The organism is Planomonospora parontospora, from assembly GCA_014647935.1.
Classification (GTDB): Bacteria; Actinomycetota; Actinomycetes; order Streptosporangiales; family Streptosporangiaceae; genus Planomonospora; species Planomonospora parontospora.
In genome coordinates this window covers 390,573-412,205 of the sequence record BMQD01000003.1, presented here as the reverse complement: position 1 = coordinate 412,205, position 21,633 = coordinate 390,573, and the positions used below count along the sequence as shown (strand labels likewise).

Annotated in this window: 20 protein-coding genes; 8 read left to right on the top strand and 12 right to left on the bottom strand. The window is 72.9% G+C overall.

Annotated elements, in window-relative coordinates; all coding sequences use genetic code 11:
* Positions 1 to 132: 132 nt before the first annotated feature.
* From IEZ07_RS07280 to purN, 3 genes are all read right to left on the bottom strand, one after another.
* Positions 133 to 315, bottom strand: a complete 183-nt coding sequence (locus IEZ07_RS07280) for a hypothetical protein (protein ID WP_068896650.1) — start codon at positions 313 to 315, stop codon at positions 133 to 135.
* A gap of 555 nt (positions 316 to 870) precedes the next feature.
* Positions 871 to 2,415, bottom strand: a complete 1,545-nt coding sequence (purH, locus tag IEZ07_RS07275) for a bifunctional phosphoribosylaminoimidazolecarboxamide formyltransferase/IMP cyclohydrolase (protein WP_191894038.1) — start codon at positions 2,413 to 2,415, stop codon at positions 871 to 873.
* Positions 2,416 to 2,555: 140 nt separating this feature from the next.
* On the bottom strand, positions 2,556 to 3,182 hold the full coding sequence (gene purN, locus IEZ07_RS07270) for a phosphoribosylglycinamide formyltransferase (RefSeq protein WP_191894037.1): 627 nt from the start codon (positions 3,180 to 3,182) through the stop codon (positions 2,556 to 2,558).
* A gap of 80 nt (positions 3,183 to 3,262) precedes the next feature.
* Here purN and IEZ07_RS07265 point away from each other — a divergent pair, with 80 nt between their 5' ends.
* Positions 3,263 to 3,673, top strand: a complete 411-nt coding sequence (locus IEZ07_RS07265) for a hypothetical protein (RefSeq protein WP_191894036.1) — start codon at positions 3,263 to 3,265, stop codon at positions 3,671 to 3,673.
* Between the two features lie 31 nt (positions 3,674 to 3,704).
* On the opposite strand, the gene IEZ07_RS07260 is transcribed toward IEZ07_RS07265, so the two are convergent.
* From IEZ07_RS07260 to icmB, 4 genes are all read right to left on the bottom strand, one after another.
* Positions 3,705 to 5,363 (bottom strand): cell division protein PerM, encoded by a 1,659-nt coding sequence (locus tag IEZ07_RS07260; protein ID WP_191894035.1) that lies wholly within the window; start codon positions 5,361 to 5,363, stop codon positions 3,705 to 3,707.
* A gap of 348 nt (positions 5,364 to 5,711) precedes the next feature.
* The gene (gene sucD, locus IEZ07_RS07255; RefSeq protein ID WP_068896645.1) at positions 5,712 to 6,587 is read right to left on the bottom strand and encodes a succinate--CoA ligase subunit alpha; all 876 of its coding nucleotides are present in this window, start codon (positions 6,585 to 6,587) and stop codon (positions 5,712 to 5,714) included.
* On the bottom strand, positions 6,587 to 7,768 hold the full coding sequence (sucC, locus tag IEZ07_RS07250; RefSeq protein ID WP_068896644.1) for an ADP-forming succinate--CoA ligase subunit beta: 1,182 nt from the start codon (positions 7,766 to 7,768) through the stop codon (positions 6,587 to 6,589). Before sucC ends, sucD begins: the two co-directional genes overlap by 1 nt.
* A gap of 184 nt (positions 7,769 to 7,952) precedes the next feature.
* Positions 7,953 to 8,360, bottom strand: a complete 408-nt coding sequence (gene icmB, locus IEZ07_RS07245) for a coenzyme B12-dependent isobutyryl CoA mutase small subunit (RefSeq protein ID WP_068896643.1) — start codon at positions 8,358 to 8,360, stop codon at positions 7,953 to 7,955.
* A 177-nt stretch (positions 8,361 to 8,537) separates the two neighbouring features.
* Here icmB and IEZ07_RS07240 point away from each other — a divergent pair, with 177 nt between their 5' ends.
* From IEZ07_RS07240 to IEZ07_RS07230, 3 genes are all read left to right on the top strand, one after another.
* Positions 8,538 to 8,996: a hypothetical protein gene (locus IEZ07_RS07240; RefSeq protein ID WP_191894034.1), complete on the top strand. Its 459-nt coding sequence runs from the start codon at positions 8,538 to 8,540 to the stop codon at positions 8,994 to 8,996.
* 564 nt (positions 8,997 to 9,560) lie between these two features.
* On the top strand, positions 9,561 to 10,328 hold the full coding sequence (locus IEZ07_RS07235; protein ID WP_191894033.1) for a hypothetical protein: 768 nt from the start codon (positions 9,561 to 9,563) through the stop codon (positions 10,326 to 10,328).
* Between the two features lie 210 nt (positions 10,329 to 10,538).
* Entirely contained in the window at positions 10,539 to 11,417 is an 879-nt protein-coding gene (locus IEZ07_RS07230; RefSeq protein ID WP_191894032.1) for a hypothetical protein, read from the top strand.
* A gap of 508 nt (positions 11,418 to 11,925) precedes the next feature.
* Here the strand turns inward: IEZ07_RS07230 and pcrA are convergent.
* Entirely contained in the window at positions 11,926 to 14,145 is a 2,220-nt protein-coding gene (pcrA, locus tag IEZ07_RS07225; RefSeq protein ID WP_191894105.1) for a DNA helicase PcrA, read from the bottom strand.
* Positions 14,146 to 14,399: 254 nt separating this feature from the next.
* Here pcrA and IEZ07_RS07220 point away from each other — a divergent pair, with 254 nt between their 5' ends.
* Both IEZ07_RS07220 and IEZ07_RS07215 read left to right on the top strand, forming a co-directional pair.
* Positions 14,400 to 15,119 (top strand): PIG-L deacetylase family protein, encoded by a 720-nt coding sequence (locus IEZ07_RS07220; RefSeq protein WP_191894031.1) that lies wholly within the window; start codon positions 14,400 to 14,402, stop codon positions 15,117 to 15,119.
* A gap of 243 nt (positions 15,120 to 15,362) precedes the next feature.
* Positions 15,363 to 16,106: an ABC transporter permease gene (locus tag IEZ07_RS07215; protein ID WP_204054275.1), complete on the top strand. Its 744-nt coding sequence runs from the start codon at positions 15,363 to 15,365 to the stop codon at positions 16,104 to 16,106.
* A gap of 71 nt (positions 16,107 to 16,177) precedes the next feature.
* Here IEZ07_RS07215 and IEZ07_RS07210 read toward each other — a convergent pair whose 3' ends face one another.
* Positions 16,178 to 17,134, bottom strand: coding sequence for a CPBP family intramembrane glutamic endopeptidase (locus IEZ07_RS07210; RefSeq protein WP_239319546.1), 957 nt, complete (start codon positions 17,132 to 17,134; stop codon positions 16,178 to 16,180).
* A 52-nt stretch (positions 17,135 to 17,186) separates the two neighbouring features.
* Positions 17,187 to 17,447 carry a WhiB family transcriptional regulator gene (locus IEZ07_RS07205; RefSeq protein WP_068896638.1) on the bottom strand — a complete coding sequence of 87 codons (261 nt, stop codon included), beginning with the start codon at positions 17,445 to 17,447 and terminating at the stop codon, positions 17,187 to 17,189.
* Between the two features lie 265 nt (positions 17,448 to 17,712).
* Here IEZ07_RS07205 and IEZ07_RS07200 point away from each other — a divergent pair, with 265 nt between their 5' ends.
* Both IEZ07_RS07200 and IEZ07_RS07195 read left to right on the top strand, forming a co-directional pair.
* Positions 17,713 to 18,258, top strand: a complete 546-nt coding sequence (locus tag IEZ07_RS07200; protein WP_191894028.1) for a PAS domain-containing protein — start codon at positions 17,713 to 17,715, stop codon at positions 18,256 to 18,258.
* On the top strand, positions 18,225 to 19,286 hold the full coding sequence (locus IEZ07_RS07195) for a methyl-accepting chemotaxis protein (protein WP_191894027.1): 1,062 nt from the start codon (positions 18,225 to 18,227) through the stop codon (positions 19,284 to 19,286). Before IEZ07_RS07200 ends, IEZ07_RS07195 begins: the two co-directional genes overlap by 34 nt.
* Before the next feature lie 157 nt (positions 19,287 to 19,443).
* Here the strand turns inward: IEZ07_RS07195 and IEZ07_RS07190 are convergent, their stop codons facing one another.
* Together IEZ07_RS07190 and IEZ07_RS07185 are read right to left on the bottom strand one after the other, a co-directional pair.
* Positions 19,444 to 20,082, bottom strand: coding sequence for a response regulator (locus IEZ07_RS07190; RefSeq protein ID WP_068896635.1), 639 nt, complete (start codon positions 20,080 to 20,082; stop codon positions 19,444 to 19,446).
* 76 nt (positions 20,083 to 20,158) lie between these two features.
* A complete protein-coding gene (locus tag IEZ07_RS07185; protein WP_191894026.1) occupies positions 20,159 to 21,427 on the bottom strand; it encodes an ATP-binding protein in 1,269 nt (422 codons plus the stop codon).
* Positions 21,428 to 21,633: the final 206 nt, after the last annotated feature.

The following is a 21,633-nucleotide window of genomic DNA, read 5'->3' as shown; positions in this document are numbered from 1 at the left end:
CCGCCTGCCGGACCGGCCGAGCCGGGGCCGCGGACCGCCGGTGGACCGTGCACACGCCGTCTACCGGGGCGGCCCCGCGGACCGTGTGCCGTACGGCGGGGCGACTCCACGGACCGCGTGCCGTACGGCGGGTCAGCCGCGCTCGGCCGCCTCGGCCTCGCGCCGCTCGATGATCCGGCGGGTGAAGGGGATGACCTCCACGGCCTTGGCGCCCAGGTAACCCGCACCGAGCGCGAGCGCCACCAGGAAGACGGGGCTCTGCCAGAAACCGGCGATCATCACCAGCGCGGGGAGCAGGAAGTCGAGCACGGCCATGCGAGGTCTCCAAGGGAAAGAGAAGGGATGACACAGGCTAAGCGCGCGCCAAACCTTTTCGAGCCGAAAAATTGTGTTCAACTCGCCACTCTTTTGTCTCCTGTCCCAGTGACCTGTCTCACACGGCCGGTCCGGGGCCCTGGGGTTCCGGAGAGGAGCGGCCGTGCGGCGTCGGCCGGGAGGCTTCGCGCGAGTGGCACCATCCGTATCGGCGGGCGGGGCCTCCGCCGTAGGGCTTTCCGGAACTTCCCCGCCCGGTCGCTCCGGTCGCCCCACGGGCTCGCCGTGCGCGTGCACGGCCGTACGGGCTCCCCACGACACAGGACCGCACGGCTGCCCGGCCGGAGACGGAGCCGCGCGGAGACAGGGACGGCGGAGACGGGCCCGCGCGGCCGTCCGGTCGGATTCGGCCCACACGGGCGGCGGAAGACGGCGCAGGCGGGGAGCAGGAAGCGGACACGGCCGCCGCGGAACGCGACGGCCGTGCGGACGGAGAGAGCCCCGAGGGCTCCTGCCGGAGCTCGCAGGCGGGAGCACGGAGGCCCCCGAGGACTCCTAGTGGAAGAAGTGGCGGGTGCCGGTGAAGTAGAGGGTGACCCCGGCGGCCTCGGCCGCGGCGATCACCTCGTCGTCCCGGATGGAGCCGCCGGGCTCCACGATCGCCTTCACGCCCGCGTCGACGAGCACCTTGAGCCCGTCGGCGAAGGGGAAGAACGCGTCGGAGGCCGCCACCGACCCGGCGGCGCGGTCACCGGCGCGGGAGACCGCGAGCTGGGCCGAGTCGACCCGGTTGACCTGGCCCATGCCGACGCCGACGCTCGCGCCGCCCGCGGCCAGCAGGATCGCGTTGGACTTCACCGAGCGGCACGCCTTCCAGGCGAAGGCCAGGTCCGCGAGGACCTCCGCCGACGCCGCGGGGCCCGCCTTGAGCTCCCAGGCCTCGGCCGCGTCGCCGGAGGCGTCCACCCGGTCGGCGGTCTGCACCAGCAGACCTCCGTCGATCCGGCGGAACTCGGCCGGGTTGGCCGGCCCCTCGGGGCAGGCCAGCAGGCGGAGGTTCTTCTTCTCGGTCAGTACGGCCAGCGCCCCGGCGGTGAACCCGGTGGCGACCACGACCTCGGTGAAGACCTCGGCGATCTGCCGGGCCAGCTCCTCGGTGACCTCGCCGTTGACCGCGATGACGCCGCCGTAGGCCGAGACCGGGTCGCAGGCGTTGGCCTTGCGGTGCGCCTCGGCGACGTCGGCCCCGACCGCGATGCCGCACGGGTTCTGGTGCTTGATGATCGCGACGGCGGGCTCGGCGAAGTCCCACGCCGCCCGCCAGGCCGCGTCGGCGTCGAGGTAGTTGTTGTAGGACATCTCCTTGCCGTGCAGCTGCTCGGCTCCGGCCAGCCCGCCGGTGCCCGCGGTGTAGAGCGCGGCGCGCTGGTGCGGGTTCTCCCCGTAGCGCAGGGCGGCCGACAGCTCCCAGGAGGCCCCCATGAAAGCGGGCCAGGTGCCCTCCTCCGCCGTGTAGACGTCGGCGAACCAGGAGGCCACCGCGGTGTCGTAGGAGGCGGTGTGCGCGTAGGCGGCGGCCGCCAGGCGGCGGCGCTCGGTGAGGGTGAAGCCCCCGGCGGCGACCGCGGCGAGCACGTCGCCGTAGGCGGCCGGGTCCACCACGACCGCGGCGGTGCCGTGGTTCTTGGCGGCGGCGCGGATCATCGCCGGGCCGCCGATGTCGATCTGCTCCACGCACTCGGCGTCGGAGGCGCCGGAGGCGACGGTCTGCTGGAACGGGTAGAGGTTGACGACGACCAGCTGGAACGGGTCGATCTCCAGCTCCTCCAGCTGCGCGACGTGGGCGGGGTTGCCGCCGTCGGCGAGCAGTCCCGCGTGCACGCGCGGGTGCAGGGTCTTGACCCGGCCGTCGAGGCACTCGGGGAACCCGGTCAGCGCCTCCACCGGGGTGACCGGGACGCCGAAGGAGGCGATCTTCGCGGCGGTGCCGCCGGTGGAGACGATCTCCACCCCCGCGGCGTCGAGCCCGCGTGCCAGCTCCTCCAGCCCGCTCTTGTCGTACACCGCGATCAACGCGCGCCGGATGGCGATGCGGGTCACTTCTCGGTCCTCCTGTGTCGGTTCCGGTTCTTCCGGGGGCGCCCGGCTCATCCGCCGGGTCGCCCGGCCGCCTGGTCGGCGGGGGTCGAGCAGGTGCCGGGCGGCTGCCAGGCACGTATCGGGGCGCGTGTCGGCCGGAGTCAGCCGACGGCGGCGGGCCGGCCGAGGCGGACGGTCCGGCCGGTGACCGTCCAGCCCTCGCGGGCCATCCGGCCGACGGTGTCGACGAGCAGCCCCCGCTCGACGGTCTTGATGCGCTCGTGCAGGGTGTGCTCGTCGTCGCCGTCGTAGACGCGGACGGCCTCCTGGGCGATGATCGGGCCGGTGTCGACCCCGGCGTCGGCGAGCATCACGGTGCAGCCGGTGACCCGCACCCCGTACGCCAGGGCGTCGCGGACCCCGTGCGCGCCTGGGAAGGCCGGCAGCAGCGCGGGGTGGGTGTTGAGCACGGGGAAGGCGGTCAGCGTCGGCGCGCCGAGGATCTTCATGAACCCGGCGCAGACCACCAGATCGGGTTCGTGCTCCGCGATCCTGGCCGCGAGCGCCCGGTCCCACGCCGCGCGGTCGGGATGGTCCGCGACGCGCTCGACGAAGACCGGCACTCCGGCGCGCTCCGCACGGGCCAGTCCTTCGATCCCGTCGCGGTCGGCGCCCACCGCCACGATCCGGGCGCCGTAACCCTCGTCTGCCACGGCGTCCAGCAGGGCCTGTAGGTTTGTTCCAGATCCGGACACGAGAACCACAAGCCGAGCGGCCTGGGATGACACCGACGCACTCCATTCGGACGGGGACTCACGCCGCTGCAAGGGTATAGGTCCGTCCGCTCGGGCGACGCAAGGAGGTTGGCATGGCGACACCCGTCCAGCTACGGCCGGCGGAGAGCGCGGGGCGGCGGGCCCTGTGGCTCGCGTTCGCGTCGGCGGTGATGACCCTCATGCTCCCGATGGCGGGACTGGTCATGTCGGTCTTCGCGCTCGTCGTCTCGATCCGGGCGATCCCCGCGCTCAGGTCGGTCTCCAAGCCGATCGGCACGGCCGTCGCCGGCATCGCCATCGCGTCGGCGGCGCTCCTGTTCTCGATCATGGCGTCGGCGTTCCAGTTCTACCTGCGCGACGAACTGTCCGCCTACGAGGAGTGCCGCCGCGGCGCGAGCACCGTCACCGCCCAGGACGAGTGCCTCAACCGGCTGGAGGACTCGATGAGGAAGAAGCTTCCCTTCGTCGAGCCCGGCCAGCTGCGCTTCCCGTTCGGCCCCTGACCCGGTCGCGGCCCCTGACCCGGTCGCGGACTCAGTCGCGGTCCCAGGCGTAGGGGTCCACGTAGATCACGTGCCCGCCCTTGTCGTCGCTCTCGTCCACGATGTCGCGCCGGGGCGGCCGGGGCGGCTCCGGACGCCGGTTCCGCTGCGGCTTCTCCGCGGCGGCGGAGGCGTGCTCGTCCTCCCAGTCGTCCCGGATGACCGGGATCGGCTGGGTGTCGCACTCGGTGGCGTCCAGCCAGTGGCCCGGGAGCGCGCGGTGCTCGTCCGCGTCGGCGGCCCTGGCCCGGCCGGTCACCGACCCCGCGGCCATGGCCAGCTTCGCGCCCGCCTTGCGCACGGGCGCCGCCGCCGAGGCGGCCTTCGCCGCCGCCCTGGTGACGGCGGTGTTGTGGCCCCGGAAGATCAGCCACCAGTTGGCCAGTCCCGCCGAGATGCCCGCGGCGACCCCCGTCTCCAGCGTCACCGAGAGCATGACCTCCCAGGCCGCGGGACCCATCTCGACCAGCCTGCCGCCGCCGAGCGCACCGCCGGACAGCGCCGCCAGCGCACCGGCCGCGCAGCCGGTGGCGATGCCGCAGGCGAAACCCCACAGCGGCGCGCCCTCGTAGGTGGGAGAGGGCGCGATCCTGACCAGCACGACACCCGCCACCGCCCCGGCGACGAACGGGACCGCGATCACCGCCATGAGCCAGGCCGGGGTCGGACCCGCCTCGGGCAGCGCACCCAGGATCGGCAGGCTGGGCACGGTGCCCAGCTGCACCCCGGTCGGGGCGATCAGCGTGCCGGTCCCGACCGCGAAGCCGGGCCCGGCGATGTAGGCCATCCCCCAGACGAACGCGTTGAGCAGGTAGAGTCCCTGGACCAGCACGAGCAGCAGGCCGCCGACGACCCCGGGGGCCAGCACGTCCGTCAGGTGCCGGACCTCGTCGAATCCCGCCACGACGGCGCCGAGCACCAGCAGGGCGCCCGCCAGCAGCATGATCCCCAGGGCGGCGGCGGTGCCGCCCGCGACCGAGCGCAGCCGCTCGGGCAGCAGGCGCGGCATCACCCGCCACGGCCCGATCGCCCTGACGGTCGCCAGCGAACCCGCGACGAAGGCCAGGATCAGGTGGCTGACCAGCGCCTCCCCCAGGAACGGCTGGGTGATCGGGTTGCGGGCGACGAGCGCGACCACCCCCGCCAGCAGCGCGTACGGCGCCGCCAGCGAGACGCCCGCCTGCGCGATCAGGACCAGCTGGGCCCGCCGCCGGGCGTTGGCCTGCTCCTTGGGGCTGTTCCTGGGCAGCCGGGCGGGCAGCCGCAGCCGCAGGTCCGCGTCGCGGGCCATCCAGATCCCGGCGCGGTAGAGCAGGAAGGCGGGTAGGGCCACCAGCCCGAGGGGGATCAGCCCGACCGACCCGCCGGGAATCGCGAACCCCGCGTGGTGCGCGGCCAGCCAGAGCTGCGCCGCGGTGCGGAAGACCTCGGGCAGGCCGCCGTCGAGCGTGCCCCGGGGAGCGGCGATCCAGCCGACCAGGGTGAGCGTGGTGAGCACCGCGAGGCCGACGCCGAGCGTCCAGGCGGCTGCGAGCATTCCTGAGACGGGGAGCGGCCTGCGGACGTCGTCGTCACCCGTGGCGCCGGGCAGGGGGATGCGACTGAGGACGGTTCGGGGAGCCGTCCGGAAATGGTCGAGAAGGGCCGTCACAGTACCCGATGGTCTCACCGATCTTCTGGTAGGCGGGCGCTCATCGGTCCGCGTGTCGCACGCCGTACGGGAGGAATGCCGCGAGTCGGACCGGTCTCCGGGAAGGCGGAGCCCGCAGGCGCTTCCCGGGAGGCGCACCCTGCGGGCACGAGGGAGGACCGGGACGCGTGGGGCGCGAGAGAGGACCGGGACGCGTGGGGCGCGAGAGAGGACCGGGACGCGACAGAGGCGTCCGGCGGAACACGCCGGACGCCTCTGTCGAATCACTTCTGCCGAACCGCTGGAGAACCGCTGAGACCGCCGAGTGGCGGCCGGACCGCGCCGTGCGGTGCGGTCCGGCACGGGCGGTCAGCGGGACCGCATGACCTCGCGCATGAGGCGGGCGGTCTCGCTGGGGGTCTTGCCGACCCGCACGCCGACCTTCTCCAGCGCCTCCTTCTTGGCCTGCGCGGTCCCGGCCGAGCCCGAGACGATCGCGCCCGCGTGACCCATGGTCTTGCCCTCAGGCGCGGTGAACCCCGCCACGTAGGCCACGACCGGCTTGGTCACGTGCTGCTCGATGTAGGCCGCGGCCCGCTCCTCGGCGTCTCCGCCGATCTCGCCGATCATCACGATCGCGTCCGTGCCCGGGTCGGCCTGGAAGGCCTCCAGCGCGTCGATGTGCGTCGTGCCGATCACCGGGTCGCCGCCGATGCCCACCGCGGTGGAGAACCCGAAGTCGCGCAGTTCGTACATGAGCTGGTAGGTCAGCGTGCCCGACTTCGACACGAGCCCGATCCGGCCGGCGGTGGTGATGTCGGCCGGGATGATCCCCGCGTTCGAGGCGCCCGGCGAGGCGATGCCCGGGCAGTTCGGGCCGATGATCCGCGTCTTGCCGCCCTTGGCCACCGCGTACGCCCAGAACTCGGTGGTGTCGTGCACCGGCACGCCCTCGGTGATCACCACGCAGAGCGGGATGCCGGCGTCGACGGCCTCCTTGACGGCGTCCTTGGTGAAGGCCGGCGGCACGAACACCACCGACACGTCCGCACCGGTCTCGGCCATGGCCTCGGCCACGGTGCCGAACACCGGCAGACCCTCGTGCACGGTGCCGGCCTTGCGGGCGTTGACGCCGCCCACCACCCGGGCGCCGGCGGCGAGCATGCGGCGGGTGTGCTTGGTGCCCTCCCCGCCGGTCATGCCCTGAACGATGATCTTGCTGTTCTCGGTCAGCCAGATAGCCATTACGCACCTACCGCAGCGAGCTCGGCGGCGCGCTTGGCCGCCTCGTCCATCGTGTCGACCAGCTCGACGCCGGCAAGCTTGGCGTCGGCCAGGATCTGCCGCCCCAGCAGGGCGTTGTTGCCGTCCAGGCGGACGACCAGGGGTCGGGTGACGGCCTCGCCGCGGCTCTCCAGCAGCTGGAAGGCGGACACGATGCCGTTGGCGACCGCGTCGCAGGCGGTGATGCCGCCGAACACGTTCACGAAGATCGACTTCACCGACGGGTCGGAGATGATGATCTCCAGGCCGGCCGCCATCACCTCGGCCGAGGCGCCGCCGCCGATGTCCAGGAAGTTGGCGGGCTTGGGCTGCCCGGGGAACGCCTCGCCCGCGTAGGCGACGACGTCCAGGGTGCTCATGACCAGGCCCGCGCCGTTGCCGATGATGCCGACGCTGCCGTCGAGCTTGACGTAGTTGAGGTCCTTGGCCTTGGCCGCGGCCTCCAGCGGGTCCTCGGCGGCCTTGTCGGCGTAGGCCTCGTGCTCGGGCTGGCGGAAGGCGGCGTTGTCGTCGAGGGTGACCTTGCCGTCGAGGGCCTTCACCTGGCCGTCGGCGGACAGGATCATCGGGTTCACCTCGACCAGGGAGGCGTCCTCGTCGACGAAGGCGGCCCAGAGCTTCTCGATGAGCTCGGCGGCGCCGTCGAGCGCCTTCTCCGGCAGCCCGCCGGCCACGGCGATCTCGCGGGCCCTGGCCCGGTCGACGCCGGTGAGCGGGGAGACCGGGATCTTCGCGACCTTCTCGGGGGTGTTGTGCGCGACCTCTTCGATGTCCATTCCGCCGGCGGCGGAGCAGATGGCGAGGAAGGTGCGGTTCGCACGGTCGAGCAGGAAGGAGAAGTAGTACTCCTCCGCGATCGCGCTGGCCTCCTCGATCAGGACCTTGTGGACCGTGTGGCCCTTGATGTCCATCCCGAGGATGTCGGTGGCCTTCCGCTCGGCGTCGGCGGCGTCGTCGGCGACCTTCACGCCGCCCGCCTTGCCTCGGCCACCGGTCTTGACCTGGGCCTTGACGACGACACGGCCGGTCAGCTCCTCCGCTGCCGCGCGTGCCTCCTCCACGGTGTGCGCGACGATGCCGCGCGGCACGGGAATGCCGTACTCCGCGAAGAGCTCCTTCGCCTGATGTTCGAACAGGTCCACGAGGGTCCGTCCTTGCTTGTCCGGCTGGTGTACAGATGTCGGCGGTCCGGCTCCACGACAGTGAGGGGAGCCTCGCGATTTTTGCGCCAATGAAGCCTAGCCTCCCCAGCGCCCCGGCGAGGTCACCGGGGCCGTGCTGCGGCTCACATCACGGGCGCGGCGGCCCGTACGGCGGGGAGGCGGGTCAGACCCGGGCGGGAACGGCGCTCCGCACCCACTCGACGATCTCCTCCGTGGTCGCCCCCGGCGTGAAGATCCGGGCGACGCCCATCCTCTCCAACTCGGGCATGTCGTCCTCCGGAATGATCCCGCCGCCGAACACCACGATGTCGCCCGCGTCGTTCTCCCTGAGCAACTCGATCACCTTGGCGAAGAGGGTCATGTGAGCCCCCGACAGGATCGACAGGCCGACCGCTGCGGCGTCCTCCTGCACGGCGGTGCGCACGATCTGCTCGGGCGTCTGGTGCAGGCCGGTGTAGACGACCTCCATCCCGGCGTCCCGCAACGCCCTGGCCACGATCTTCACGCCCCGGTCGTGGCCGTCCAGCCCCGGCTTGGCGATGACGACGCGGATCCTCGGCTCGGCATCCATGACAGACCTCCTCGTCTGCGTCCCGCCCACTCGTGGGCGGCGGCTGTCCGCAGCGTAACCGGCCCGACGGGGTCGGACTCCCCGCGCCCGGAACCTTGCGGGGCGCGGAACCGCGGGACCGGGCCCCGCGTCCCCGGGGCGCGGAACCCGGACTCACAGATGATCGTTACCTGACAGGTGGGCGGCAAGGGCGGCCCCCTCTTCCTCCAGCACCCCGACGTACTGGAGCCGGTCGTGCCGGCCGCCCTGGTGAAGGACCCCTCCGGCAAGCACTCCCGCGACGGCCTCCGGCACCAGGGCACCCTGACCTACGCGGAGCCGTACAAGCTCTCCCCGGGCTTCCGCGCCGCCCTCCGCACCAAGCCGACCGGTGAGTCAGCCAAGGCCGAGCTCTCCTGGCGGCTCTGGCTCGACGGCAAGGGCCTGCCCCGGCGCGCGGCGGTCTCCGAGACCCTCGCCGTCGGCAAGTCGTCGCTGACCACGACGTCCGACACCCGCTTCAGCGGCTGGGGCTCGAAGGTCACCGTCACCGCCCCGCCCGCCGATCAGGTCATCGACGAGAAGGACCTGCCCTCCGACGCGCCCGACCCCAAGGAACTCGTCAACACCCTGGGCTCGCACCGCAACGGCGGCTGACAGGGGCCGGGCCGGGCACCGCCACCAGGGCCGGGCGGGGTGCGGCCCGCGTACGGCATGCCGTACGCGGGCGCGGCCGGGAAACGGCCGGGAGCGGCGGAAACCGCTCCCGGCCGTTTCCCGTAATGGGCACCCCACCCCGCGAGGCGGCCTTTCCATGACCGGTCCATCCGTCGCCGCGTCTCGCGCCCTCATGCAATCAGTGAACGGCCCTCCACCGCGCGAATATCGCGCGGAACATCGATATCCCGTGGGCATGTATCACCTCCGCCCTCCACCGGAGAACGCGCCGTTTCCCCATCGGCGGTCCGGTTCCCTGGGCGTTCCCGACCGGAACGGCTCATCTCCGTGCAAAACCGGAAGGCGGAGTTGTCAGCCTGCGGCATAGCCGCGCGGGCGCGGGTGGCCTAGCTTGGCGGATCCTGGCTTCCGGTTGAGGGAGATCCGATGAGACGGTGGGCCGTTCCGCTCGTCGCGGTGGTACTGTCCACCGCACTGCCGCAGCCGGGTACGGCGCAGGCCGCACCGTCACAGCCGGGTACGGCACAGGGAGCGCCGTCGCCCGTGACGGCGCTGAGACGGCACTTCGTCGAGCACACCGGGCTGCGGATATCCGATGTCGGACGGGTCCACCGGGACGGCAGGGCGGTCGTCACCATCTGGCGCAGAGGCCGGGTGGAGTTCGACGCCTCGGGGGTGTACGCCACGGACACGACGGGGCGCACGGAGGCGGGACGCGGGGCGATCCGGGAGTTCGAGGGCCTGATCGGGCGGCGGCTCGGCTCGACCCGGGTGATCTGCTTCCCGAACGAGGCGTACCTGTCCGGGCCGGGTTACGAGACCTGGCTGCCCGAGGGCAAGAGCTGGCTCGGGCTGATCGGCCCGGCGAACATCAAGCAGACCGCGGCGCTGCCGCAGATCGTGAACGTCTTCGAACCGGCCACCCTGGGCGTCCTGCTCTCCCACAGCTCGGTGAAGCGGAGGCTGCCCTCCGGCGCGTACCACCAGGGCACCGTGACGCTGCGCACGCTCTACCGCGTCTCCCCCTCCTTCCGCGACCGGCTCGCCGGGCCGCCGAAGGGCCGGAGCGCGAAGATCACGGTCGGCTTCCGGCTCTGGCTGGACCGGTCGAACCTGGCCCGCCGCCTGACGACCACCTGGAGGCAGCCCGTCCCCGGGACGCCGAAGCGGCCCACCGTCACGGTCGCGGACACCCGCTACACCGGCTGGGGCTCGGACGTGACACTGGCGCCCCCGCCTCCGGAGGACACCGCCGACGCGGGCCGGGTCGGCGGCGATCTCTCCCCTCCTCCGACGCTGCCGGTCGGCTGACCGTTTCTCTCCGCCCCCCGGAACCGCCGGTCACCCGACCGACCCTCCGCCCCCGGAGCCGCCGCCCGACCGGACTGCGGCGTTCTGCACGGAATATCCATCACCAATTCGGCATATGCCGCATTTAACGAGACTTCATTGTGATCTGGATTCGGAAGGATGTCCGGGTCCCTCCCGAACGGGGTGGAGGGAATACACGGGAGAATCCACTTGAAGCGTTTCATCGCCGGTCTGGCCTGTGCCGCGGCAGCAGGTCTGGCCGTCCCCACGCTCGCCTCGGCCGCCCACGCGCAGGCGCCCGCCGATCCCCTCGCCGCGCTGCAGAGCAAGCTCGGCGCCGGCCGCGGGGTGAGCTTCTCCGACAAGACGAAGCTGGTCACCGGGAACACCCGCCAGGTCTTCTCGACCCGGACGGGCGTCCTCCAGTTCGGCCGTTCCGGGGTCGCCGCGTCCGACCACACCACCAAGCTGCGCATCAAGGCCAGCGACCTCGAGGAGTTCGGGGCGATCGCCGAGGAGTCGAGCGGCGAGGACAACGCGAACTTCGCCAAGATGCTCGCCGGGCTCGCCAAGCCCGAGCGGACCATCCGGGTGAAGAACGTCTCCTACCTCTCCGGCGGCGTCTTCGGCGAGTTCCTGCCCTCCGGCAAGACCTGGCTCCGCTTCCCCGGCCCCATCAACGGCACCTACGGCTCGATGAGCCAGCTGGTGAACCCGGCCGAGCCCGCGACGCTCAAGGCCTTGCTCGCGCACGCCGTCAAGCAGACCGGGGGTTACAGCGGGAAGATCACCTTCGGTGAGCTCTACAAGGTCTCGCCGTGGTTCCGGACCTCGATCCTGCAGAAGCCCTCCGCCAAGGACGCCAAGACCGTGGTGACCTGGAGGATGGCGTTCGGCGCCGACCGGCTCCCCACCAGGCTGTCGACCACCTACGCGACCGGGAAGGACTCCTCCGTCACGGTCGAGACCGAATACACCCGCTGGGGCGCCAAGGTCTCGGTGAAGGCCCCGTCGGCCGACGAGGTCGCCGAGGTCAAGGACCTCGAAGAGGGCGCGAGCGAGACCGCGATCCCGCTGGTCACCAAGTGATCACAGACGTCTCGCGGCCGGTCCCCTCCGGCCGGTGACCGGGCGCCCGGCGGATGCTCCGCCGGGCGTTCACACCTCTCGGACCTGCGGTCCGAGAGGTGTCGATTCCGGCAGAGGCCTCACGATAGGGCGGTCCAGCCTGGGACAGACCCAGCCGCTTCAAGAGGCCAGGCAACTTCGACATACCAGCAAGACATGACATATCACCGCCAGAGGTTCCCTCTGGTCCACCGGCTTCCAAGAGATGTGATCAATCCGGGCCTATGTCCCAGGAGTTGGGACTACGGTGACCCGCATGCCGTTGACCCGCTTCTCCGTAGAGAACTATCGATGCTTCCAGAAAGCGCAGGAAGTGGAGCTTCGCCCCCGAGGAGCTTCTGGGAGAGGCTGACATCGACACGGAATGATCCCTCGGTCGCATGAGCCGAGGGATCCGGCGCCGCCGCATCTCCCCGCCGGCCCTCCTGTGGTGAGCTGGTGCGTTCCGCAAGCCGTAGAAGGACCGAGATCAGAGCTTCTCCAGCGGCGCGTAGGCCAGCATCAGGGTCTTGGCCCCGCCGCTGCCGAAGTCGACCTTCGCCTTGTCGCCGTCGACCGAGACGACCGTGCCCAGGCCGTACTGGTCGTGGGTGACGCGGTCCCCCGGAGAGAGGTCGGGGATCTTCCGGCCGCCGGGCTTGCGGGCGGGGGCCGTACGGGAGGGCTCGCGGCGGGTCGCGGCGGTCCAGGCGTTCTTCTTCGGGTCGCTGCGCCAGTCGACCAGCTCGGACGGGATCTCGGAGACGAAGCGGGAGGCCGGGTTGAACGACGGGGAGCCCCACGAGCTGCGGACCGCCGCCCGCGAGACGTACAGGCGCTGCTCGGCGCGGGTGATGCCGACGTAGGCCAGGCGGCGCTCCTCCTCCAGCTCCTTCGGCTCGCCGAGGGAGCGCATGTGCGGGAAGACGCCGTCCTCCATGCCGGTGAGGAAGACCACCGGGAACTCCAGGCCCTTGGCCGTGTGCAGGGTCATCAGCGTGACCACGCCCTGCCCGCCGTCCTCCGCCGGGATCTGGTCGGCGTCGGCCACCAGCGAGACCTGCTCCAGGAACTCCACGAGCGTGCCCTCGGGGCTGGCCTCCTCGAACTCCGAGGCCACCGAGACCAGCTCGTCCAGGTTCTCCAGGCGGCTCTCGTCCTGCGGGTCGTCGGAGTTCTCCAGCTCCGCCCGGTAGCCGGTGGTCACCAGCACCTCCTGGGCCAGCGCCGACGGCGGCATGCCCTCGGCCTTGACCGACAGGTCGTCCAGGAGCGCGACGAAGTCCCTGATCGCCTTGAGCGAGCGGGTGGCCATGCCCGGCGCCTCGTCCGCCCGGCGCAGCGCGTCGGCGAACGGGATGCGCTCGCGCGCCGCGAACGCCTCCACCATCGCCTCGGCCCGGTCCCCGATGCCGCGCTTGGGCACGTTGAGGATGCGGCGCAGCGAGACGACGTCACCGGGGTTGGCCAGCACCCGCAGGTAGGCCAGCAGGTCGCGGACCTCCTTGCGCTCGTAGAAGCGCACCCCGCCCACCACCTTGTACGGCAGGCCGGTCCGGATGAACGTCTCCTCGAAGACGCGGGAGGCGGCGTTGGTCCGGTAGAACACGGCCACCTGGCCGGGGACCACGTCCTCGGTGTCGGTGAGCCGGTCGACCTCCTGCGCGACGAACATGGCCTCGTCGTGCTCGTCGTCGGCCACGTAGCCGACGATCTTCGGTCCGGCCCCCTGGTCGGACCAGAGATTCTTGGGCTTGCGGCTCTCGTTGCGCGAGATCACCGCGTTGGCCGCGGACAGGATCGTCTGGGTGGAGCGGTAGTTCTGCTCCAGCAGGATCGTCTTCGCGTCCGGGTAGTCGCGCTCGAACTCCAGGATGTTGCGGATCGTCGCGCCCCGGAAGGCGTAGATCGACTGGTCGGCGTCGCCCACCACGCACAGCTCGGCCGGGGCGATGCCGGACGTGCCCTCCCGGACCAGGTCGCCGTCGGCGGTGCGCAGCTCGGGGCGGCCGACGAGTTCCCTGATCAGGGTGTACTGGGCGTGGTTGGTGTCCTGGTACTCGTCGACCATGACGTGCCGCCAGCGGCGGCGGTAGTGCTCGGCCACCTCGGGGAAGATCTGCAGCAGCGTGACCGTCAGCATGATCAGGTCGTCGAAGTCCATCGCGCCGGCCTCGGTCAGCCGCTGCTGGTAGAGCTTGTAGGCCTCGGCGAGCGTGCGCTCCATGTGCGTGGCCGCCTGGGCCGCCGCCGTCTCGTAGTCGACGAGCTCGTTCTTGAAGTTGCTGACCTGGGCGGAGAAGGAGCGCGGCGGGTAGCGCTTGGGATCGAGGTCCATCTCCCGGCAGACCATGGCCATGAGCCGCTGGGCGTCGGCCTGGTCGTAGATGGAGAAGCCGGAGGGGAAACCCAGCCGCTTGGCCTCGCGCCGCAGGATCCGCACGCACGCGCTGTGGAAGGTCATCACCCACATCGCCGCGGAGCGGGGCCCGACCAGCCGGTCGACCCGCTCCTTCATCTCCTTGGCGGCCTTGTTCGTGAAGGTGATCGCCAGGATCTCCTGCGGATGCACGCCCCGCTCGGCCAGCAGGTAGGCGACGCGGTGGGTCAGCACCCGCGTCTTGCCCGAACCGGCGCCCGCCACGATGAGCAGCGGGCTGCCGTGGTGCACGACGGCCTCGCGCTGCTGGGGGTTGAGCCCGTCGAGCAGCGGGTGGGTCAGGGAATCGGCTGGGATCGGCACCTCCCTAGGTTAAGGCGGCTCACCGACAACCGGGTCCACACCCGGGCGAGGAACACCGGGGTACGGACGGTCGTCACGGCCGGATGAGGAATGCCGGGGGGCGCGCGGACGGCCGTCACGGCCGGATGAGGAATGCCGGGGGGCGCGCGGACGGTTGTCACGGTCGGGCGGGACGCCGATCACGGTGCCGGCCGGAGGAACCGAAGGCAGGAAGGGCCCACATGCTCCCCGAGAACGAGATCAGCCGGGTGCTCGCGGTGACCGCGCACCCGGACGACGTCGACTTCGCCGCCGCGGCGACCATCGCGCGGTTCACCGACCGGGGTGTCGAGGTGGTCTACTGCGTGGTGACCGACGGCGACGCGGGCGGTTCCGACCGCGCGCTGGACAACGGCGGCATGGCCGAACTCCGCCGGGCCGAGCAGCGCGCCGCCGCGGAGATCGTGGGCGTGCGGGACGTGCGGTTCCTCGGTTACCGCGACGGGACCGTGGAGCAGAGCCTGGACCTGCGGCGCGACATCGCCCGGGTCGTCCGCCAGGTCCGCCCCGACCTGGTGATCACCCACACGCCCGAGCGCAACTACTCCTTCATCGCCCCCAGCCACCCCGATCACCGGGCCGTCGGCGGTGCCGCCCTGGACGCCGTCTACCCCGACGCCCGCAACCCCTACGCCTTCCCCGAACTGCTGCAGGACGAGGGCCTCGCGGCCTGGACGGTGCGCGAGGTCTGGCTGAACGGGCACGAGACGCCGGACCACTACGTGGACGTCACCGAGACCTTCGGGCGCAAGCTCGCGGCGCTGCGCGCGCACAAGAGCCAGACCGGCCACGTCCAGGGCCTGGAGGACGCCCTCAGGGAGCGCTTCGCCCTCATGGCGCAGCACGCCGGGTTCGGCGCCGACCGCTACGCCGAACCCTTCAAGCGGGTCGTCACCACCTGACGGCGCCCCGCCCTCCCGGTCCCACGGTCCCTCCCCACCCCGCCTCCCGGTCCCTCCCCGCGCCGTTACCCCGTCCCGCGGTCCCTCCCATCTAGTTCCCCCGTCCCGCGGCCCCTTCGCGCCCCCTGTCCCGCCCACCGCCCCGGCCCGTCCCGCCCACCGCTCCGGCCTGTCCCGCCCACCGCCCCGGCCCGTCCCGCCCGTCCGGCTCAGCCCGCCCGCCGGTAGGACATGCTCTTGCCCGTGAGCACCATCGCCCTGTCCCCGGCCACCGCCGCCGTTGTCGTCGCCCTCGCCCTCGCGGGCGCCGCCGTCGCCCTGCTCGGCCGCCTCGGGCACGGCCGGGCCGTGCTCACCGCGTGCCTGCGCGCCGCCGCGCAGCTCGGCGCGGTCTCACTGGTCATCGTGTGGGCCGTCGAGCGACCGGCGGCGGCGGCCGCCTTCGTCCTGGTCATGTACGGCGTGGCGAGTCTGACGGCGGGACGCCGGATCACCTCCGGGGCGACCGCCTGGTGGGCGGCCGTGCCCATCGGGACGGGAACCCTGCCGGTCTTCCTGTTGCTGACCGGCACCGGGACCGTCCCGCCCGAGGGCATCGCGCTGATCCCGGTCGCGGGCATCCTGCTGGGCGGCTGCCTGACGGCCACGGCGCTGGCGGGCAGGCGCGCGGTCGACGAGCTGACCCAGCGGCGCGGCGAGGTCGAGGCGGCGCTCTCGCTCGGCTTCTCCGGCCGGGACGCGGCCCTGGAGATCTGCCGTCCGGCGGCGGCCCAGGCGCTGGTGCCCGCGCTGGACCAGACCAGGACCGTGGGCCTGGTCACCCTGCCGGGGGCGTTCGTCGGCATGCTGCTCGGCGGGGCCGATCCGCTGCACGCCGGCGTGGTCCAGCTCGTCGTCCTGGTCGCGCTGCTGGCCGCCGAGGCGGTGGCCGTGCTGGTCACCGTCGAACTGGTGGCCCGGGGTCGCTTCTCCCCCGCCGCGCGGTAGCGCCTTCACCGGGGAGGCGGCTCTGAGCTCGCCGCGGACGCTGACGTGCGGCGCACCGACCGGATGACGCCTCACCGGGGAGGCGGCTCCCCGGGGGCGATCCGGGCGAACAGATAGCCCAGCGAGTTGGTGGCGACGTGGAGCAGCGCGGGGGCCGCCAGACCGCCCCGCCGGCGCAGCCCGCAGAAGAGCGCCCCCGCGATCCCGGTGGAGACCACCGAACCGGCCACCACCCGGGCCGTGTCCGCCGCGGACGGCGCTGCCGGCGGCTCCGGGGCCACCGGAGGCGCCGGAGCGGACGGCGCTGCCGGAACCGACGGGGTGCCGGCGGCCTCCGGCGGGCGAGCGACTCCGACGGAGGCGGAGGCGGAGGCGGACGCGGAGGCGGACGCGGAGGCAGACGCAGAGGCGGGGGCCCCCGGTGCGGCCCCGCCGGGCGCCTCACCCGCGGCCAGGGCGCTCAGCGCGGGGTTGGCCGCGGCCATGTCGATCGCCGGGAGCACGTGCCAGAGCCCGAACAGGGCCGAGGAGACGGCGACGGCCGCGGGCGTCCCGTGGGAACGGGCGAGCAGGCCGTACAGCACGCCGCGGAAGCCGACCTCCTCCAGCAGGACCGTGCCGACCGGGACCTGGAGCAGGGCCTCCTCCAGCGCGCGGGCGCGGGACAGGGAGAGGGCCCGCTCGTCGCGGAAGAACCGGCGGGTGGCGGGGATCGCGATGCCCGCACCGTAGGCGACGGCGACGGCGGCGGCGAGCGCGCCGCCGATCCGCAGGCCGCGGCGGCCCTCGGTGAAGCCGAGCTCCGTCCAGGAGAGACCGGACCGGCGGGCCAGGGCCAGCAGCGCACCGGTGGCCGCGGCTGAGGTCAGCGGCGCCAGGCGCGGCGCCATGCGGTTGTTGAGCACGTTGGCCGCCGCCAGCACGGCCACCGCCCCGGCCAGCGCCGTCGCCCCCTCGCGGCTCCCTCCGGCGGCCGCAGGCCCCCCGCTCCCCCCGGCTGCCGGCACCGCCGCAGGCCCCCCGTTCACCGCGCACATCCCGTCCCCTCTCGCTCCGGGTCCGACCCTACGCGCCGGCCGGTCAGCCCGCGGCGCGCCGCCATCCCGGCGGGAACCGCAGCCCGCGCCGCTCGCGCACGGTGAGCCCGCCCCAGATCCCCTCCGGTTCCCCCGCCCGTACGGCGTAGGCCCGGCAGTCGGCCAGCACCGGGCATCCGGCGCAGACCGCCTTGGCCCGCTCCTCCTGCTCAGGCGAGGACGCCACCGGGAAGAACAGCTCGGGATCGCTCCCCCGGCAGGCACCCCGTACGGCCCAGCCGATCTCGCGGACCGTCCTGCGCATCGCTCACCCCCTGGTGGTCACCGGCCCTCAGACTAAGTCGCCGCAGGAAGTGCGGCATCAGCCTTCCGGCGGATTCGCAGGTCATCGCCACGGCGTACTGCGCGGCTCCCGGCGGCGGCCAGGAGTGTGACCTGCCTCACCCCGACGGCACTCAGCTCAGCGGGCGACCGGCCGATCCTCAGGGAGCAGGCCTCCGGAGCATCTGTCGGGGGCGGGCTCCCGACGACGGCCGGGAGCGGGTTCCCAGACACACGGAGACAGCGGAATGCGAGCCAGCGGGCTCCGGCCGACCGGGGTGGAGCGCACGTTCGACCCCGGCGAGATCATCGTCACCAAGACCGACCTGCAGGGACGCATCACCTACGCCAACGACGTCTTCCTCCGGGTCTCCGCCTATCCCGAGGACGAGATGCTGGGCCGCCCGCACAACATGATCCGCCACCCGGACATGCCCCGCTGCGTCTTCGCCCTGCTCTGGGAGACCCTCAAGCAGGGGCGGGAGATCTTCGCCTACATCGTGAACCTCGCCGGCGACGGGGCCCACTACTGGGTGTTCGCGCACGTCACCCCGAGCACGGGTGCCCGCGGACAGGTCGTGGGCTACCACTCCAACCGGAGGGTCCCCTCCAGGAGCGCTCTGCGGCGGGTCGAGCCGCTGTACGCGTCGCTGGTCGCCGAGGAGCGGCGCCACGCACGTCCCGCCGAAGCCGTCGCCGCTGGCACGGCGCTGCTGGAGCGGACTCTCGAGGAGCAGAACATGTCGTACGAGGAGTTCGTGTGGTCGCTGGCCGGACAGGGGGCGGCGCGATGATCGCCCTGCCGGGCCGGGAGAAGCGGAACGCCGCCGCCGAACCGCCGGACTCCGCGGTCGTCGGCGAGGCCGTGGCCGAGATGCTGCGGGTGTGCAGGCTGGGCGCGGCCGGCGACTTCGAGACCCGGGTCCGCCACGTCCCCGGCAGCGAGGAGCACCCGGAGCTGGTCGAGCTCAGGCACGAGCTCAACCGCATGATCGACCGCATGGACGCCTTCGTCAGGGAGGCCGCGGCATCCCTGCAGGCCGCCAGCGAGGGCCGCTTCCACCGGCAGTTCCTGCTGGAGGGCATGCCCGGATCGTTCCGCACCAGCGCCGAGGCCATCAACCGCGCCCGCGTGACCATGGCCGAGTCCGCGGCCCGCGCCGCCGCGGCCGGGCAGACCCGGCTGCGGCTCGCCGACGAGTTCGAGTCGACGGTCATGTCGGTGGCCGAGCAGGTCGCCGCCGCCTCCACCGAGCTGAGCACCTCCGCGGCCAGCCTGGCGGCCTCGGCCTCGGCCTCGGTGCGCGAGGCGGAGTCCGCCAAGGAGGCGGTCGGCCTGATGGAGGACTCCTCCAAGGAGATCCAGCAGGTCGTCACCCTGATCTCCCAGGTCGCCGGGCAGACGCGGCTGCTCTCGCTCAACGCCACCATCGAGGCCGCCCGCGCCGGGGAGGCCGGCCGGGGCTTCGCGGTCGTCGCCTCGGAGGTCAAGCAGCTCGCCACCCAGACCGCCGACGCGACCGGGCAGATCGCCCACCAGGTCGCCTCGGCCCAGTCCGCGGCCAGGGAGGGCATCGACGTCATCGAGACCATCGGCCGGACCGTCCGCGACATGGACACCCTCGCCCACGCCATCGCCGCCGCCGTCGACGGCGGCAGCGGCGGGACGGGGCAGGGCGACGGGGTCCGGCGACGTCGCGGAGCAGGGGAGGACCACGCAGCCGGGGAAGGCCTGGGGGCCGACGCCCGGGGCCTGGCGCGCACGGCCGAGCTGCTCCGCTCCGAGGTCTCGCACTTCCTCGCCGTCATGCGGGAGGGCTGACCGGCCCGGACCGTCCGGGCTCCTAACGGGCCCAGACCGTCCGGAAGGGCCCAGACCGTCCGGAAGAATCCAGACCGTCGGAAGGATCCAGACCGCCTGGAGGGTTCCAGACCGCCCGGAAGGGCCCAATCCGTCCGGGAGGGTCCCGGCGGAACCGTCAGACCAGTCTGCGGGCTGTGGCCCAGCGGGAGAGCTCGTGGCGGTTGGAGAGCTGGAGCTTGCGCAGGACGGAGGAGACGTGGGTCTCCACGGTCTTGACCGAGATGAACAGCTCCTTGGCGATCTCCTTGTAGGCGTAGCCCCGGGCGATCAGCCGCAGGACCTCCCGCTCCCGCTGGGTCAGCGAGTCCAGCTCGGGGTCGATCGCCGGGGCCTCGGAGGAGGCGAAGGCGTCCAGCACGAACCCGGCCAGCCGCGGGGAGAAGACCGCGTCCCCGTCCGCCACCCGGCGGATCGCGTCGGTGAGCTCCCGGCCGCTGATGGTCTTGGTGACGTAGCCCCGGGCGCCGCCGCGGATCACGCCGATGACGTCCTCGGCGGCGTCGGACACCGACAGCGCGAGGAAGCGGACCTGCGAGCCGGAACCCAGGACGCGGCGGAGCACCTCCTGTCCGCCGCCGCCGGGCATGTGCACGTCGAGCAGGACCACGTCGGGCTGGAGCTCGGCGATCGTCCGCACCGCCGACTCCACGTCCTCGGCCTCCCCGATCACCTCCACCGCGTCGCCCAGCTCGGCGCGGACGCCGGACCGGAACAACCGGTGGTCGTCGACGATCAGAACCTTGATGGCGCCCATGTGCTCCCTCACCGCTCCTCGCTCGCTCCGCCCGGCCCCGGCTCCGGGACCTCCGGGGTTCCCGGCCGCGTGCGGCTCACGAGCCCTCGATCTTCATCGTCAGCATGACTTCCGTACCCTCGCCCGGTTCGGTCCGCACGCGGGCGCTGCCCCCGTTGCGCTCCATCCTGCCGATGATCGACTGGCGGATGCCCAGCCGGTCCTCGGGCACCTCGCTCATGTCGAACCCGACGCCCCGGTCCCGGACGAAGACCGTGACCTCCCCCGGCTCCACCTCCGCGTAGACGGAGACGACCGGAGACCCGGAGTATTTCGCGGCGTTGACCATCGCCTGCCGGGCCGCCTGCACCATCGACGACAATTCCGGCGTCAGCGGGCAGTCTCCCACGCAGACGACCTCGATCGGCACCCCGTGGGAGTCCTCCTCCTCGGCCGCGACCCGCCGCACCGCCGCGGCCACCGACGCGTCGGCGTCCTGCTGGGGCTGGTAGAGCCAGTTGCGCAGCTCGCGCTCCTGGGAGCGGGCCAGCCGCGCCACCTCGCGGGAGTCGTGCGCGTTGCGCTGGATCAGCGTCAGCGTGTGCAGCACGGAGTCATGGACGTGCGCGGCGAACTCCGCCCGCTCCTCCTGCCGGATGCGCTCGCGGCGCTCCCGCTGCAGCTCCTTCCACAGGCCCGCCAGCCAGGGGGCCGCGATGAGCGCGACCCCGCCCACGACCACGAGCGTGAACACGATGCCGGGACGGGCCTTGCCCAGCTCGTTGTTCGCGGCGAGGAACCCGATCGCGCCGATGACGACGAGCACCAGGCCCGCGAACGTGCGCACCCGGTTCTTGCGCGCCTGCCCGACGGTGGAGTCCATCCAGCGCTGCCGCCGGTCCGGGTCGGCCTGCTGCCACAGGATCAGCGAGCCGATGCCGCCGGCCGCGATCGGCCACGCGCCGATCCCGCCCGTCGAGGCGCCGGTGAGCCAGCCCAGCGCCAGCAGCGCCAGGCCGATCGCGCCGTAGGCGGTGACCTGGCTCCAGTCCCGCGCGGGCTCCCTGCCCTCGTACGGCACGCGCGAGGTGAACATCCACAGCGCCGCGTACGCCACGGCGCCGATCCCGTCCAGCACGGTGAGCAGCACGAAGGCCAGCCGCAGCACGACCGGGTCGAGCCCCAGCTGGGCGGCGGCCCCCTGGGCCACTCCGGCCACCAGGCGCCCCTCCACCGGCCGCACGAGCCGGGGGAAGCCGGGTCCCTCCGGCCCCTCGGCGGCCGCGGGCACCGCGCCCTGAGGATCCTGGACCTGCGGGGATGTCGTGTCCGCGGCGGGTCCGCGCGTCGTCTGTCGGTCAGCCATCGGATTCCCGGCGCCCGCCGCCGGTCGTCCGGCCGGCGGCGGGCGCCGTCGCTCCTCTCGAGTAGAGCTCACGCCGTTCCACCGGCCGGGGTCCGGCCGTCGCCGGCCTCGGCCGGGGAGGGCGAGAGGCCGCCCCCCGAAGGGGGCGGAAGAACCACATCGCCAGCATCGTCACATGCCCGCGGCGCCCGGCGCATCGGGCGTCC